General features: G+C 65.3%; 15 protein-coding genes. 4 read left to right on the forward strand and 11 right to left on the reverse strand.

Features of this window, described 5'->3' with window-relative positions:
* Window positions 1-4 precede the first annotated feature (4 nt).
* Window positions 5-988: a PHB depolymerase family esterase gene (locus tag V6Z91_RS08460; protein ID WP_338769137.1), complete on the reverse strand. Its 984-nt coding sequence runs from the start codon at window positions 986-988 to the stop codon at window positions 5-7.
* A gap of 255 nt (window positions 989-1243) precedes the next feature.
* Between V6Z91_RS08460 and V6Z91_RS08465 the strand changes: the two genes are divergently transcribed.
* The 3 genes from V6Z91_RS08465 to V6Z91_RS08475 all read left to right on the forward strand — a co-directional run bounded on the left by V6Z91_RS08465 (window position 1244) and on the right by V6Z91_RS08475 (window position 3464).
* Window positions 1244-1447 carry a DUF1289 domain-containing protein gene (locus V6Z91_RS08465; RefSeq protein ID WP_338769140.1) on the forward strand — a complete coding sequence of 68 codons (204 nt, stop codon included), beginning with the start codon at window positions 1244-1246 and terminating at the stop codon, window positions 1445-1447.
* Window positions 1448-1492: 45 nt separating this feature from the next.
* Window positions 1493-2401, forward strand: a complete 909-nt coding sequence (locus V6Z91_RS08470) for an MBL fold metallo-hydrolase (RefSeq protein WP_338769143.1) — start codon at window positions 1493-1495, stop codon at window positions 2399-2401.
* A 109-nt stretch (window positions 2402-2510) separates the two neighbouring features.
* Window positions 2511-3464, forward strand: a complete 954-nt coding sequence (locus tag V6Z91_RS08475) for a nitronate monooxygenase family protein (RefSeq protein ID WP_338769145.1) — start codon at window positions 2511-2513, stop codon at window positions 3462-3464.
* 67 nt (window positions 3465-3531) lie between these two features.
* Here V6Z91_RS08475 and V6Z91_RS08480 read toward each other — a convergent pair whose 3' ends face one another.
* Window positions 3532-4218: a hydrolase gene (locus V6Z91_RS08480; RefSeq protein WP_338769147.1), complete on the reverse strand. Its 687-nt coding sequence runs from the start codon at window positions 4216-4218 to the stop codon at window positions 3532-3534.
* Between the two features lie 67 nt (window positions 4219-4285).
* Window positions 4286-5077: a sigma-70 family RNA polymerase sigma factor gene (locus V6Z91_RS08485; RefSeq protein ID WP_338769149.1), complete on the reverse strand. Its 792-nt coding sequence runs from the start codon at window positions 5075-5077 to the stop codon at window positions 4286-4288.
* A gap of 121 nt (window positions 5078-5198) precedes the next feature.
* On the opposite strand from V6Z91_RS08485, the gene clpP reads away from it, so the two are divergent.
* Window positions 5199-5789 carry an ATP-dependent Clp endopeptidase proteolytic subunit ClpP gene (clpP, locus tag V6Z91_RS08490; RefSeq protein WP_338769154.1) on the forward strand — a complete coding sequence of 197 codons (591 nt, stop codon included), beginning with the start codon at window positions 5199-5201 and terminating at the stop codon, window positions 5787-5789.
* Here clpP and V6Z91_RS08495 read toward each other — a convergent pair.
* The 8 genes from V6Z91_RS08495 to V6Z91_RS08530 form a co-directional block, all read right to left on the reverse strand.
* Entirely contained in the window at window positions 5786-6358 is a 573-nt protein-coding gene (locus V6Z91_RS08495) for a hypoxanthine-guanine phosphoribosyltransferase (protein ID WP_338769157.1), read from the reverse strand. The genes clpP and V6Z91_RS08495 overlap by 4 nt on opposite strands.
* A gap of 119 nt (window positions 6359-6477) precedes the next feature.
* Entirely contained in the window at window positions 6478-7728 is a 1251-nt protein-coding gene (locus V6Z91_RS08500; RefSeq protein WP_338769159.1) for an AMP-binding protein, read from the reverse strand.
* A complete protein-coding gene (locus tag V6Z91_RS08505) occupies window positions 7725-8081 on the reverse strand; it encodes an MmcQ/YjbR family DNA-binding protein (protein WP_338769161.1) in 357 nt (118 codons plus the stop codon). Before V6Z91_RS08505 ends, V6Z91_RS08500 begins: the two co-directional genes overlap by 4 nt.
* Window positions 8078-8878 carry an ABC transporter ATP-binding protein gene (locus V6Z91_RS08510; protein ID WP_338769163.1) on the reverse strand — a complete coding sequence of 267 codons (801 nt, stop codon included), beginning with the start codon at window positions 8876-8878 and terminating at the stop codon, window positions 8078-8080. Before V6Z91_RS08510 ends, V6Z91_RS08505 begins: the two co-directional genes overlap by 4 nt.
* Window positions 8875-10170, reverse strand: coding sequence for an ABC transporter substrate-binding protein (locus V6Z91_RS08515; protein WP_338769165.1), 1296 nt, complete (start codon window positions 10168-10170; stop codon window positions 8875-8877). Before V6Z91_RS08515 ends, V6Z91_RS08510 begins: the two co-directional genes overlap by 4 nt.
* 34 nt (window positions 10171-10204) lie before the next feature.
* Entirely contained in the window at window positions 10205-11263 is a 1059-nt protein-coding gene (locus V6Z91_RS08520; RefSeq protein ID WP_338769167.1) for a branched-chain amino acid ABC transporter permease, read from the reverse strand.
* Between the two features lies 1 nt (window position 11264).
* The gene (locus V6Z91_RS08525) at window positions 11265-12161 is read right to left on the reverse strand and encodes a branched-chain amino acid ABC transporter permease (protein WP_338771771.1); all 897 of its coding nucleotides are present in this window, start codon (window positions 12159-12161) and stop codon (window positions 11265-11267) included.
* Window positions 12157-13038: an ABC transporter ATP-binding protein gene (locus tag V6Z91_RS08530; RefSeq protein ID WP_338771772.1), complete on the reverse strand. Its 882-nt coding sequence runs from the start codon at window positions 13036-13038 to the stop codon at window positions 12157-12159. Before V6Z91_RS08530 ends, V6Z91_RS08525 begins: the two co-directional genes overlap by 5 nt.
* Window positions 13039-13044 lie beyond the last annotated feature (6 nt).

Genomic DNA, 13044 nt, shown 5'->3' on the forward strand with positions numbered 1-13044 from the left:
ACGGTCAGCCGCCCCTTACCGTGGCGAAGAAGCGCATCATCTCGCGGCTCGCGTCGGGACCCCTGCCGTCCGTGTAGCTGCCCGCCGGGCTGCCGCCGGACCATGCATGGCCGGCTCCGTGGATCACCCAGTGCTCGGCCAGCGGCGAACCATCGTTCAGCCAGTGCTTGGTGCGCGTGTACGCGTGGCCGTCCGGCACCCGGCCGGCCAGCCGCGAAGGCAGTGCCTTCGTTCCCAGCGGATGGCTGCGCAAGCCTTGCGCCATCAATTCCTCGCCGTTGACGGGATGGACCGTCGTATCCTGGTCGCCGTGGAAGACGATGATCGGCAGCCCGGCGCTTTTCACGTCGCGCGCGCTGGCGCCGCGCTTCATCGCCGACAGCGCCGACGGCAGGTCGCGCGCTGCCGCGAAAGGCAGGCCCGAGTGCACGCCCACGGCGGCGAACAGTTCCGGATACAGCGTGCCGACGATGACGGCCATCGCTCCGCCGGCCGACATGCCGGCGATGTACACCTGCCCCGGCTTGACCGGATAGGTATCGATGATGTCGCGCGTGATGCCGGCGATGATCGAGGGCTCGCCCTGGCCATGCTTCTGGTCGAGCGCATTGAACCAGTTCCAGCAGCGCGAGTTGTTCGCGTCGGGCGACTGCGCGGGGTAGACGACGAAGCAGCGCCTTTCCTCGGCCACCGCGTTCATTTGCGTGCCGGCGGCGAAATCGTCGGGATCCTGCGCGCAACCGTGCAGCATGACCACCAGCGGCAGGGGCTGGCCCTTCCAGCTCGATGGCACGTACAGCTTGTAGGAGCGGCTGCCGGCCTCGTTGGCATACACGCCGCTCATGAAGTGCGCTCCCGAGGGGGGCTTCGATGGCGCGGGCGGTGTGTCGAACACCGCGTTTGGCAGTTCAAAGGAAGGCAGCGTGAAGGCTGACTCGGGAATATCGGGCAGGTCGCCGCCGAACAGCAGCTTGACCGTCTTTCGCATTTGCGCAAACCAATGATGACCTTCATTCATGGTGTTCCCCGGAGGCTGGTGGATGTCAGACGGGCACCTGAAAACGGAACTGAAATGGAACTGAAACGGGCTGAAAACCCTTCAGATCCAGGCGCCATGCTGCGTCTCCTCTGCGCTCCGTGCGGTCCACGGGCCTTTTATTTTTGGCCAGTATAGCCAAATTCTCCAAACGGGGGGGCCGCACTGTATCGGCTAAAATACAGGCTTGCCATTTGCCACCGCATTATGAAAACTGGTTTGCCGGAACATGCCACGCCCGTTCCATCGCCCTGCGTCAGCCTGTGCAAGATGAACCGCGACACCGGCTTCTGCGAGGGCTGCCTGCGCACGATCGAGGAGATCGTGGCGTGGTCGGGCGCCGACGACGAATACAAACGCGCCGTATGGGCCCGGCTCCGCCTGCGCGAGCAGGCGCTGGGCTTCGACTGAAGGTCAACTGAGCGCGCCGCGCGCCGCGCCGGCTCACGATTGAATATGATGACTTTACCCGACTCGATCCGCGTGTTCGAACGCGGTTGGCTTTCCGCCAACAATGTACTGCTGGTCGGCCGCCATGACACGGCGCTGATCGATAGCGGCTACGTAACACATGCGCCGCAAACGCTCGAGCTGGTGCGCCATGCGCTGCCGGGCCGCCACCTGGACCGGCTGTTCACCACGCACCTGCATTCCGACCATTGCGGCGGCAACGCGCTCTTGCAGGCCCACTATGGCTGCGACACGTTCGTGCCGGCCGCCGAGGAAGCGAAGGTGCGCCACTGGGATGAAGACGCGCTGACGTTCCGCGCCACCGGCCAGCAATGCCCACGTTTCACGATCGACGGCGTGGTGAAGCCGGGCGACGTGCTGACGGTGGGCGGCCTCGAATGGCAGGTGCTGGGCGCCCCTGGCCACCATGCTCACTCGCTGATCTGGTACTGCCCCGAGCACAAGGTGCTGATATCGGCGGATGCGCTGTGGCAGAACGGCTTTGGCGTGATCTTCCCCGAGCTGGAAGGGGAGGAGGGCTTCGCCGAGGCGGGCGCCACGCTCGACCTGATCGCCGCGCTGGACGTGCGGCTCGTGATCCCCGGCCATGGCGCGATCTTCGACGACGTGGAAGCCTCGCTGGCGCGTGCCCGGCGGCGGCTCGATTTCCTGTCGTCGAAACCGGCCAACAACGCCGAATACGCGGTGAAGGTGCTGCTCAAGTTCCTGTTGCTGGAACGCCAGCGCATTCCCGTCGCCGGCGTGCAGGCACTGCTCGCGTCGATTCCGCTGGTTGTCGAGACGAACCGTCGCCACCTGCATAAATCGGAAGAAGAACTGGCCGCCTGGGCCATCAAGCAGCTGGTGCGGGGCCTGGCCGCCAAGGTCGAGGGCGACGACCTGGTGAACGTGTAGTGTGTGGCGCCATCGGGTAGAGCGTTCCGTCTAGAATTCGCACGATCGTACTTTTATAAGTCTATAATCGTCCGACCCGATCAACTTTTCCACTTTCTGCGAGTCGACCATGGCCTTGCCTCCCGTGCTGCAAAACCTGTCCCTTCCCGTGATTGCCTCGCCGATGTTCATCGCCAGCGGCCCCGCCCTGGTGGCGGCGCAGTGCAAGGCCGGCATCGTCGGCTCCTTCCCGGCGCTGAACGCCCGGCCGGCCGAGCTGCTCGACACGTGGCTGACCGACCTGCAGAAGGAACTGGCGGACTTCCAGGCGGCCAATCCCGACAAGAAAGTGGGCCCGATTGCCGTCAACCAGATCGTGCACCAGTCGAACGACCGCCTGGCGCACGACGTGGAAGTGTGTGTGAAACACCAGGTGCCGATCATCATCTCGTCGCTGCGCGCCCCGCCGAAGGAAATGCTGGACGCGATCCACAGCTACGGCGGCATCGTGCTGCACGACGTGATCTCGATCCGCCACGCGCAGAAGGCGCTGGAAGCGGGTGTCGATGGCCTGATCCTGGTGGCGGCCGGCGCCGGCGGCCATGCGGGCACGCTGTCGCCCTTCGCCCTGGTCGGCGAGGTGCGCAAGTTCTTCGACGGTCCCATCGCGCTCTCCGGCTCGATCGCCACCGGCGACGCAATCCTGGCCGCGCAGGCGATGGGCGCCGACTTCGCCTACATCGGCTCGCGCTGGCTGGCGACCAAGGAATCGAACGTGACGGACGCCTACCGCGAAGCGATCGTGGAATCGAACGCGGCGGACGTGATCTACACGAACCTGTTCACCGGCGTGCACGGCAACTACCTGAAGAAATCGATCGTGGCCGCCGGCCTCGATCCTGAAGCCCTGCCGGAATCGGACAAGAGCAAGATGAGCTTCGGCTCGGGCAGCGCGAAGGCATGGCGCGACATCTGGGGCGCCGGCCAGGGGGTGGGGTTGATGGATGACGTGCCGACGACGGCGGAGATGGTGGAGCGGTTGAAGGCCGAGTACGAGGCGGCGCGCAAGCGGCTCGCGCTGTAAGGCGGGGGAAGGGAAAACCGGTGTCGTACACCTCTGCGAGGTGTACGACACCAGGTGCATCATGCGATTACTTCGCCGCCACCGGCGCCAGCGTCTCATGCTGCGAAGCGGTACGCTGCGGCGCCTTGTGCACCATCGTGTACGCGTAGTCCACGCCCATGCCGTACGCGCCCGAGTGTTCCTTGACGATCTTCATCACGGCATCATACGTATCGCGGTGCGCCCAGTCGCGCTGCCATTCCAGCAGCACCTGCTGCCACGTCACCGGCACCACGCCGGCCTGGATCATGCGCTGCATGGCCATGTCGTGCGCTTCCTTCGACGTGCCGCCCGAAGCGTCGGACACCATATAGATCTCGTAGCCGCCTTCCAGCATCGCGCACAGCGCGAACGTGGTATTGCACACTTCCGTCCACAGGCCGGCCACGATCACTTTCTTGCGGCCGTTCTTTGCCAGCGCGTCGCGCACTTTCTGGTCGTCCCAGGAATTCATCGAGGTGCGTTCCAGGATGTCCTGGCCGGGGAATACGTCCAGCAGTTCCGGGTAGGTGTGGCCGGAGAAGCTCAGCGTTTCCACCGTGGTGATCGTGGTGGGAATGTTGAATACCTTGGCCGCTTTCGCCAGGCCGACGGTATTGTTCTTCAAGACCTGGCGGTCGATCGATTGCACGCCGAACGCCATCTGCGGCTGGTGGTCGATGAAGATGATCTGGCTGTTGTGCGGGGTCAGGACTTCCAGTTTTTCCGTGCTCATGGGGACCTCTGAAGGGGTGAATTGTGCGGAAAATGGTAGTCCAGGCAACCTCGCATGCCCATTGGCCTTAGGTGGTAGGCAGCGGGGCCCCGATCAAGGGTGGCACGGCCATGACCCGCGGCTGCACGGCATACAGCGTGCCATCGTCAAAGCTGAGCAGCACATCGATGCGTCCGTAGCGCAGCACGGCCACGCCCGGCGCGCCGTTGACGCATTGCAAGCGGGCGCTCGTGCCCGGCGCGGCCAGGGCGTGCGGCGCCGCGCGGTCGAGCAGGCCGACGACGTCGAGCCCGCGCACCAGCCGCACCACCGCATCCTCGTCGTGGCGGCGGATCGCCTCCACGAACGCATGGGCCAGCCGCGCGCTGTCGGCGCTGGCGCCGCGGCGCGCGGGGCCCGCCTGTACCCGCGCCTTCGCCCGGCGCACGAGCTGGCGCGAATGGTCCGTTTTCAATCCGAGGATGCGGGCGATCTCCGCATGCGGCACGTCGAACACTTCGTGCAACAGCAGCGCCGCGCGCTCGTCGGGCGAGAGGCGCTGCAACATCAGCAGCATGCCGTACGACAGCTCGCACAGGCGTTCCACCTCGTCCGTGCCGGATGGCGGCTCGTCTTCCAGCCACGGTTCCGGCAGCGCGATTTCCCGTTTCGCCCGGCGCAGCCGGTCGAGCGCCAGCCGCGTGGCCACCGTCGTCAGCCAGGCGACCGGCGTTTCCAGTCTGGCATGGTCGGCGGCGTGCCAGCGCAGCCAGGTGTCCTGCACCACGTCTTCCGCCTCGGCCACGCTGCCCAGCATGCGGTAGGCGATCGACAACAGGCGCCGGCGCGACGCTTCGAATTGCGCAATCGAATCGTTCATCTCATCCTCCTTGCGTGGATGACGCATGAGACCGGGAAAACGTGACAACGGCCGAAAAAATTTCCCTGTCACGGCCGCGGTGCGTGGCGCGTCAAGCGGGCACACTCACCAAGGAGCCGCCATGCACATGATCCCCACCGTCATCGAAAACACGGGCCGGACCGAACGGGCCTATGACATCTACTCGCGCCTGCTGCGCGAACGCATCGTCTTCCTCGTCGGCCCCGTCACCGACGAATCGGCCAACCTGATCGTCGCGCAACTGCTGTTCCTGGAATCGGAGAACCCCGACAAGGATATTTCACTGTACATCAACTCGCCCGGCGGGTCCGTCTACGCGGGCCTGGCGGTCTACGACACGATGCAATTCATCCGGCCGGCGGTGGCCACGATCTGCACGGGTTTCGCGGCCAGCATGGGCGCCTTCCTGCTGGCGGCGGGGGAGAAGGGCAAGCGCCATGCGCTGCCGAATGCCCGCATCATGATCCACCAGCCCAGTGGCGGTTCGCAGGGCACGGCGGCAGATGTGGAGATACAGGCAAGGGAGGTGCTGCACCTGCGCGAGCGGCTGAACCGGCTGTTCGCCGAGCGCACGGGGCAGGATATCGCGCGCGTGGCGCGCGATTCGGACCGGGATAACTTCATGTCGGCCACGCAGGCCGTCGAGTACGGCCTGGTGGACGCGGTGCTGCGGCCGCGCGAGACCGCCTAGTTGGACAGGTCCGCGTTGTCGAGCGCCCACAGGCCCGGCAGGTTGCGCCAGTAGTTGTAGGCATCCATGCCGTAACCCACCACGAAACGGTTCGGGATGACGAGGCCGACCAGGTCGGGCTTGATGGGCTTGGTCTTGCCGATCGCCTTGTCGCAGAACACGACGATGACGACTTCCTTGGCGCCCATTTCCAGCAGGCGCTGCTTCACGTGCGCCAGCGTCTCGCCTTCGTCGAGGATATCGTCCACGACGATCACGGTGCGGCCCTCGACATTCGAGCGGGGCACCACCTTCCACACCACTTCGCCGCCGCGGTCTTCGTCGCCGTAGCGGCTCACGTGGATGTAGTCGAATTCGAGGGGGAACGTCAGCTGCGGCAGCAGGTTGCCGGTGAAGACGACGGCGCCGCCCATCACGCCGAGCACGAGCGGGAATTCCTCGAGCGCGTTGAAGCGCGCGTTCAGGTCGCCGGCCACCTGGCGCACGGCGTCGGACACCTGCTGGGCGGTAAAGATTTCCTCGGCGTTGTCCAGCAGCGCACGGGCCCGTTGATGATGAAATTCTTGCATGACGTGGAAAGTACAGTTGAAAAATGCGCCAATTATCCGCGATTACGGTGCGGTTGTCCGGCCCGGATTCAACCGTACTGGCAATGTGTAGCGCAAGTATCCGCCTTGCCTTCAGTCATTCAGTCATAGCGGCGCTGGTCGTCGATCACCTTGCCATCGTTCGGCAGGCTGCCCCGTTGCATGAAGATTACTTCGCCGCGCAGCTTCGTCACATCGCGCAGGGTCGCCACGATGGCGGCGCCGTCGCCGGCCGTTGCCGGATCGTCCACTTCGCACTGCAAGGTCATCGTTTCGTCCGCGATCGTGCCTGTCACCACCAGCCGCGCCCTGGCGATGCCATGGCGCCGCGCCACCTCGTGCACCTGCGACGGATGGACGAACATCGCCCGCACCTTCGTCGTCTGGTCCGCGCGGCCCAGCCAGCCGCGGATGCGCGCATTCGTGCGCCCGCATGGCGATGGCGCCGCGTCGGCCAGCAGGGCGGAGAGATCGCCGGTGGCGAAGCGGATCAGCGGATAGTCCGGGTTGAACACGGTGAGCACCACTTCGCCCACGTCGCCCGGCGGCACGGGTTCGCCGGTACCGGGCTTGACGATCTCCAGGATTATTTCCTCGTCCAGCACCATGCCCGGATTGAGCTTGCCCTCGGTGCGGGTCTCGTAGGCGATGCTGCCGGCGTCGGCCGAGGCGTAGGCCTGGCATACGTGCGGCACGCCGTGATCGACGAACCACTTGCGCAGCGAGTCGGGCAGCGCTTCGGCCGATACCAGCGCGTGCTTCAGGCCCGACACGTCCGCCCCCGTTTCAACGGCCTTTTCCATGATGAGCTTCAGGAACGATGGCGTGCCCACATAGGTATCCGGTTTCAGTGTGGACATGGCCTGTACCTGCAACTCCGTCTGCCCGCTGCCGGCCGGGATCACCGTGCAACCGATGCGCGCAGCACCGCCTTCGACCATGAACGCGGCCGGCGTGAAGTGGTAGGAAAAGCAATTCTGCAGCAGGCCGCCGGCGCGCACGCCGGCGGCCCACATGGGCCGCGCAAAGCGCCACCAGTCGCGCGAGCGCCCCTCGGGATCGAAGATGGGGCCGGGCGACATGTAGATGCGCGCCAGCGCGCGCGGCGCCGTGCTGGTGAGGCCACCCAGCGGGCTTTCCTGTTGCTGCAAATCCTTCAGCTGTGCCTTGCGCGTCACGGGCAGCTGCGCCAGCGCCGCGCGGTGGTCGATGGCCGAGGCTTCCACGCCGCGCAGGATGCGCGCCCAGCCCGGCGCGGTCTGCGCCTGCGCAACGAGGGCAGGCAGGCGCCGCATCAGGTCGCGTTCGCGGTCGCGCGGATCGCGCGTCTCCAGATCGTCGAGTGAGTTCATGCGCAGCCTTCCAGGATGTCCCTCTGCAGCTTCTTCGTCAGTTTGCCGAACACGATTTCATGGGCGCGCGTGAGCAGCGCGGCCGCTTCCTCGTCCGATACGGCCTTCAAGTTCTCGATCTGCACCCACTTCGCCCGCGCCAGGTACGGGGCGGGGATGATGCCGGGACGGTCCGTCAGCGCGAGGAAGGCGTCGTCGTCGACCTTGAAGCTGATGCGGCTTGCCTTCGGATCGGCATCGGTCGCGGCAAACATCTTGCCGCCAACCGAAAACACGAGGCTCGATTCCCATTTCACGTCCTGCGTGGCACCGGGCAGCCCTGCGCACAGTTTCTTCGCCTTGGCCAGGTTCATGACAGCCACCGTTTGCGCCGCTTGTAGAATTTCTGGTCGCGGAAGCTCTTGCGCCCCGCAGCGGCTACACCCAGGTAGAACTCCTTCACATCCTCGTTGGCCGCCAGCTCGGCAGCGTCGCCTTCCATCACGACGCGGCCGTTTTCGAGGATGTAGCCGAAGTCCGCATAGCGCAGCGCCACCATCGTGTTCTGCTCGGCCAGCAGGAAGGACACGCCCTCGTTCGTATTCAAGTCCTTGACGATGCCGAAGATCTCTTCCACGATCTGCGGGGCGATGCCCATCGAAGGCTCATCGAGCAGGATCATCGACGGCTTCGCCATCAGCGCGCGCCCGATCGCACACATTTGCTGCTCGCCGCCGGACGTGTAACCGGCCTGGCTGGCGCGCCGCTCCCGAAGGCGAGGGAAATAGCGGTACACCCGGTCGAGCTCCTCGCGCAGTTCCGCGCGGGTGAGCTTCCTCGTGTAGGCACCGGTCAGCAGGTTTTCCTCGATCGTCAGGTGGCCGAAGCAGTGGCGGCCCTCCATCACCTGCGCCAGGCCCCGCGTCACCAGTTCGTTCGGCGTGAGCTGGTCCACGCGCTCGCCGTTGAAGCGCACTTCGCCCTTCGTCACGTCGCCCCGCTCGCCGCGCAGCAGCGTGGAGATCGTCTTCAGGGTGGTGGACTTGCCCGCGCCGTTGGCGCCCAGCAGGGCCACGATGGACCCTTTCGGCACTTCCAGCGACACGCCTTTCAGCACGAGGATCACGTGATCGTAGATCACCTCGATATTGTTGACGGAAAGGCCGGTCATGGCATGCAGGCCGGCTTGATGTTCTTCTCGGCCGCGTATTTGTTCGACGAGTCGTCGACGAGCTTCTTCACCAGCGCGCGGTCGCCCACGATCCAGTTCGGCGTGATGGCATTCCACTTCTTGCCGTCCCATTGCTGTACCTTCACGGCGCCGGAACCCTCATGGTCTTCGCAGCTCGTCTTTACGGTGGGGAACATGTTCACGGCGCCGATCGCCTTTTGCCGCGCCGCGTCGAGATTCAGGTGTTCGAGTCCCCAGCGCAGCTGCTCGCCTGTCACCGGCTTGCCCTTGCCGAACTTGTCCTGCGCGGTGCGCATCGCTTCCACGAACAGGATGCCGGCCGTCACGCCGCGCATGTGATACACGGAGCCGATGCGGGCCTGGTCGGCCAGGTTGCCCTTGCCGGTCTTGTAGAGCTTCGCGCGGATCTCGTCCAGCACCGGGTAGTTGCCGGGCGTGTTGAACGACATCGCCGTATAGCCCTTGGCGGCGTCGCCGGAAGGCACGGTGTCTTCTTCGGACCCGGCCCACCACACGCCCAGGATCTTCTCGCGCGGGAAGCCGTTGCGCTGCGCCGTCTTGATCGCCACCGAATTCATCACGCCCCAGCCCCACAGGATCACGTGGTCGGGCCGCGCCTGGCGGATCTGCAGCCACTGCGCCTGCTGCTCGCTGCCGGGCGGCGCCACGGGGATCTTCACGAGCTCGAAGCCCTGTTGCGTCGCCAGCGCTTCCAGCACCGGCAAAGGTTCCTTGCCGAACGCGGAATCGTGGTACAGGTGCACGATCTTCTTGCCCTTCAGCGAGCCGCCGTTCTTGTCCGCCAGGTATTTCACCATGGCCGCGGCCTGGCTCCAGTAGCTGGAGATCAATGGGAACACGTAAGGGAACACCTTGCCGTTGGCGGCGTCCGACCGGCCGTAGCCGATCATCGTCATCGGGATCTTGTCCTTCGGGATGCGGTCGAGGATGCCGTAGGCGATGCTGGTCGACAGCGGCTCGACCAGCGTGGCGCCGCCGCGCTGAGTCTTCAGCCGTTCGTAGCATTCCACGCCGCGCGATGGGTTGTATTCCGTCTCGCATTCCTGCCAGGCGATCTTCACGCCATTGACGCCGCCGGCCGCGTTGACGAGCGAGAAGTAGTCGATGATGCCCCCATAGAAGCCGGAACCGCCGGAGGCATATGGCCCCACGCGGTAGGAGGGCAGGGCAACGAACTGTTCCTGCGCGAAGGCCGGCGCGATGGCGCCTGCCAGCACGGCGCCGAAAACGAGGGAGGGCAGCAGCTTCATGATGGTCTCCTGTGATTGTTCTAATGTGATTGTTCTAATGCGGGAATGGCCATAAACGCAGTTTTTCCTTGCCGATCTGCCACAGGCGCGCCAGGCCATGCGGCTCCACGATCAGGAAGAAGATGATGAGGGCGCCGAACACCATCAGTTCGAGGTTCGACGCCACGCTGGTGGGCAGCGCGAGGCCGTGCGCGACGATGTTCAGGAACACCGGCAGCAGCACGATGAAGGCGGCGCCCAGGAAGGAGCCGAGGATCGAGCCCACGCCGCCGATGATGATCATGAACAGGATGCGAAACGACAGGTCGAGGTTGTAGGCTTCCGGCTCCACCGTGCCCAGGTAGGCGAATGCGTACAGTGCGCCAGCCACGCCGCAGTAGAACGAACTCACGGCAAAGGCCAGCAGCTTGGTGCGCAGCGGGCGGATGCCGACCACCTCGGCGGCCATGTCCATGTCGCGCACCGCCATCCAGGACCGCCCCACGTTCGAGCGCACCAGATTCTTCGCCAGCAGCGCGAGCAGCGCCACCACCAGCAGCACCAGCACGTACTTGCGCTGCGGCGTGTCGAAGGCATAGCCCATGATCTCGATCTGCTGCGCGGTGATCACGCCGGAGGGGCTGTAGTTGGTCAGCCACGAGATCTTCGTCAGGCACCAGATCACGAAGAATTGCGTGGCCAGCGTGGCGGCGGCCAGATAGAAGCCCCTGATGCGCAGCGAGGGCAGGCCGAACGCGATGCCCACCAGGGCCGCGCACAGCCCGCCGAGCACGAAGGCCAGCAGCATGGGAATGCCGGGGATGCGCGCCACGAAGTTCCACGAGGCGAAGGCGCCCACGGCCATGAACGCGGCCGTGCCCAGCGACAGCTGGCCGGCATAGCCGGTGAGGATGTTCAAGCCCAGCGCCGCCAGAGAAAAGATCAGGAAGGGGATGAGGATCGCCGACAGCAGGTAGGGCGAGGCGATGAAGGGCACCGCCAGCACGGCCACGGCCAGCGTGGCGAGCAGGAAGATGCGGTCTTGCCGGATCGGCAGGATCTGGCCGTCGGCCTCGTAGGTGGTGCGGAATTGCCCGGCTTCGCGGTAGAACATGTCAGATCCTCCGGATGATCTTTTCGCCGAACAGCCCTTCCGGCCGCACCAGCAGGAACAGCAGCGCCAGCACGTAGGGGAACCAGCCCTCGATGCCGCCGCCGACGAGGGGGCCGATATACACCTCGGCCAGCTTCTCGGACGCACCGATGATCAGGCCGCCGACGATGGCGCCGGGCACCGACGTGAAGCCGCCGAGGATCAGCACCGGCAAGGCTTTCAGGGCAATGAAGGTGAGCGCGAACTGCACGCCATTGCGCGCGCCCCACAACAGGCCGGCCACCAGGGCCACCACGCCCGCCACGGCCCACAGGATGGCCCAGATGCGCTGGAGTGGAATGCCGACCGCCAGCGCGGCCTGGTGATCGTCCGCCACGGCGCGCAATGCACGCCCGACCTTCGTTTTCGCGAACAGCAGCGCCAGCACGGCGACGAGCACGCCGCAGATGGCGGCCGCCGTCACGTCGAACTGCGACACGACGATATTGAAACGGTCCAGCAGCGATTGCAGCGGCACGTCCTCGATCGGCAGCGGCAGCTGGCGCACCTGGGCGCCCCAGATCAGCTGCGCCAGCCCTTCCAGGAAGAAGGCCAGGCCGATGGTGGCCATGAACAGCGTGATCTCCGGCTGGTTCACCAGCGGGCGCAGCACCACGCGCTCGATGGCGATGCCGAGGATGATCATCGCGACGATGGTGGCCGGGATGGCCAGCCACAGCGACATGCCGAACTTGTCCATCAGGCCCACGCAGGTCAGCGCCGCGAAGAACACCATGGCGCCCTGGGCGAAATTGAACACTCCGGACGCCTTGTAGATCAGCACGAAGCCGATGGCCACCAGCGCATACATCACGCCGGAGAGGAGGCCTCCGATCAGCACTTCGAAGAAGAAGTTAATGTCCATGCCGGCCCTCCGCTAAAGCTCCGGGCGCTCGACCGGCGGAAGGCATGCCTTCCGAAACCCCGGCTCGCCCCAAGTAAGCCTTGATCACTTCCGGATTGTTGCGCACCTCGTCCGGCGTGCCGTCGCCGATCTTGCGCCCGTAGTCGAGCACCACCACCCGGTCCGAAATATCCATCACCACGCCCATGTCGTGCTCGATCAGCACGATCGTCGTGCCGAACTGGTCGTTCACGTCGAGGATGAAGCGGCACATGTCCTGCTTCTCTTCCACGTTCATGCCGGCCATCGGTTCGTCCAGCAGCAGGATTTCCGGCTCGGCGGCCAGGGCGCGCGCCAGCTCCACGCGTTTCTGCAGACCGTAGGGCAGGCGCCCGACGGGCGTCTTGCGGATGTGCTGGATTTCCAGGAAGTCGATGATTTCCTCCACCTTGCGGCGGTGCGCGATTTCCTCGCGCCGGGCCGGCCCCCAGTACAGCGCCTGGAGCAGGAAATTCGATGTCATCTTGAGGTTGCGGCCGGTCATCACGTTGTCCAGCACCGTCATGCCCTTGAACAGGGCGATGTTCTGGAACGTGCGGGCAATGCCCGACTTCGCCGCCGCGTGGCAATCCATGCTGCGGCGGTGCCGGCCGCGGAACACGATCTCGCCCTGCTGCGGGCGGTACACGCCGTTGATCACATTGAGCATCGAACTCTTGCCGGCGCCGTTCGGGCCGATGATGGCGCGGATCTCGTGCTCGCGCACGTCGAAGGAAATGTCGGTGAGCGCCTTCACGCCGCCGAACGACAGCGAGATACGGCGCAGGTCGAGAATGACGGGGCCAGTCTCGCGCCGTGCGTGGAACAGGGTATCGGGTTCGTTCATCAGCATCGCTGG

The organism is Massilia sp. METH4 (assembly GCF_037094685.1).
Lineage (GTDB): Bacteria > Pseudomonadota > Gammaproteobacteria > Burkholderiales > Burkholderiaceae_D > Rugamonas.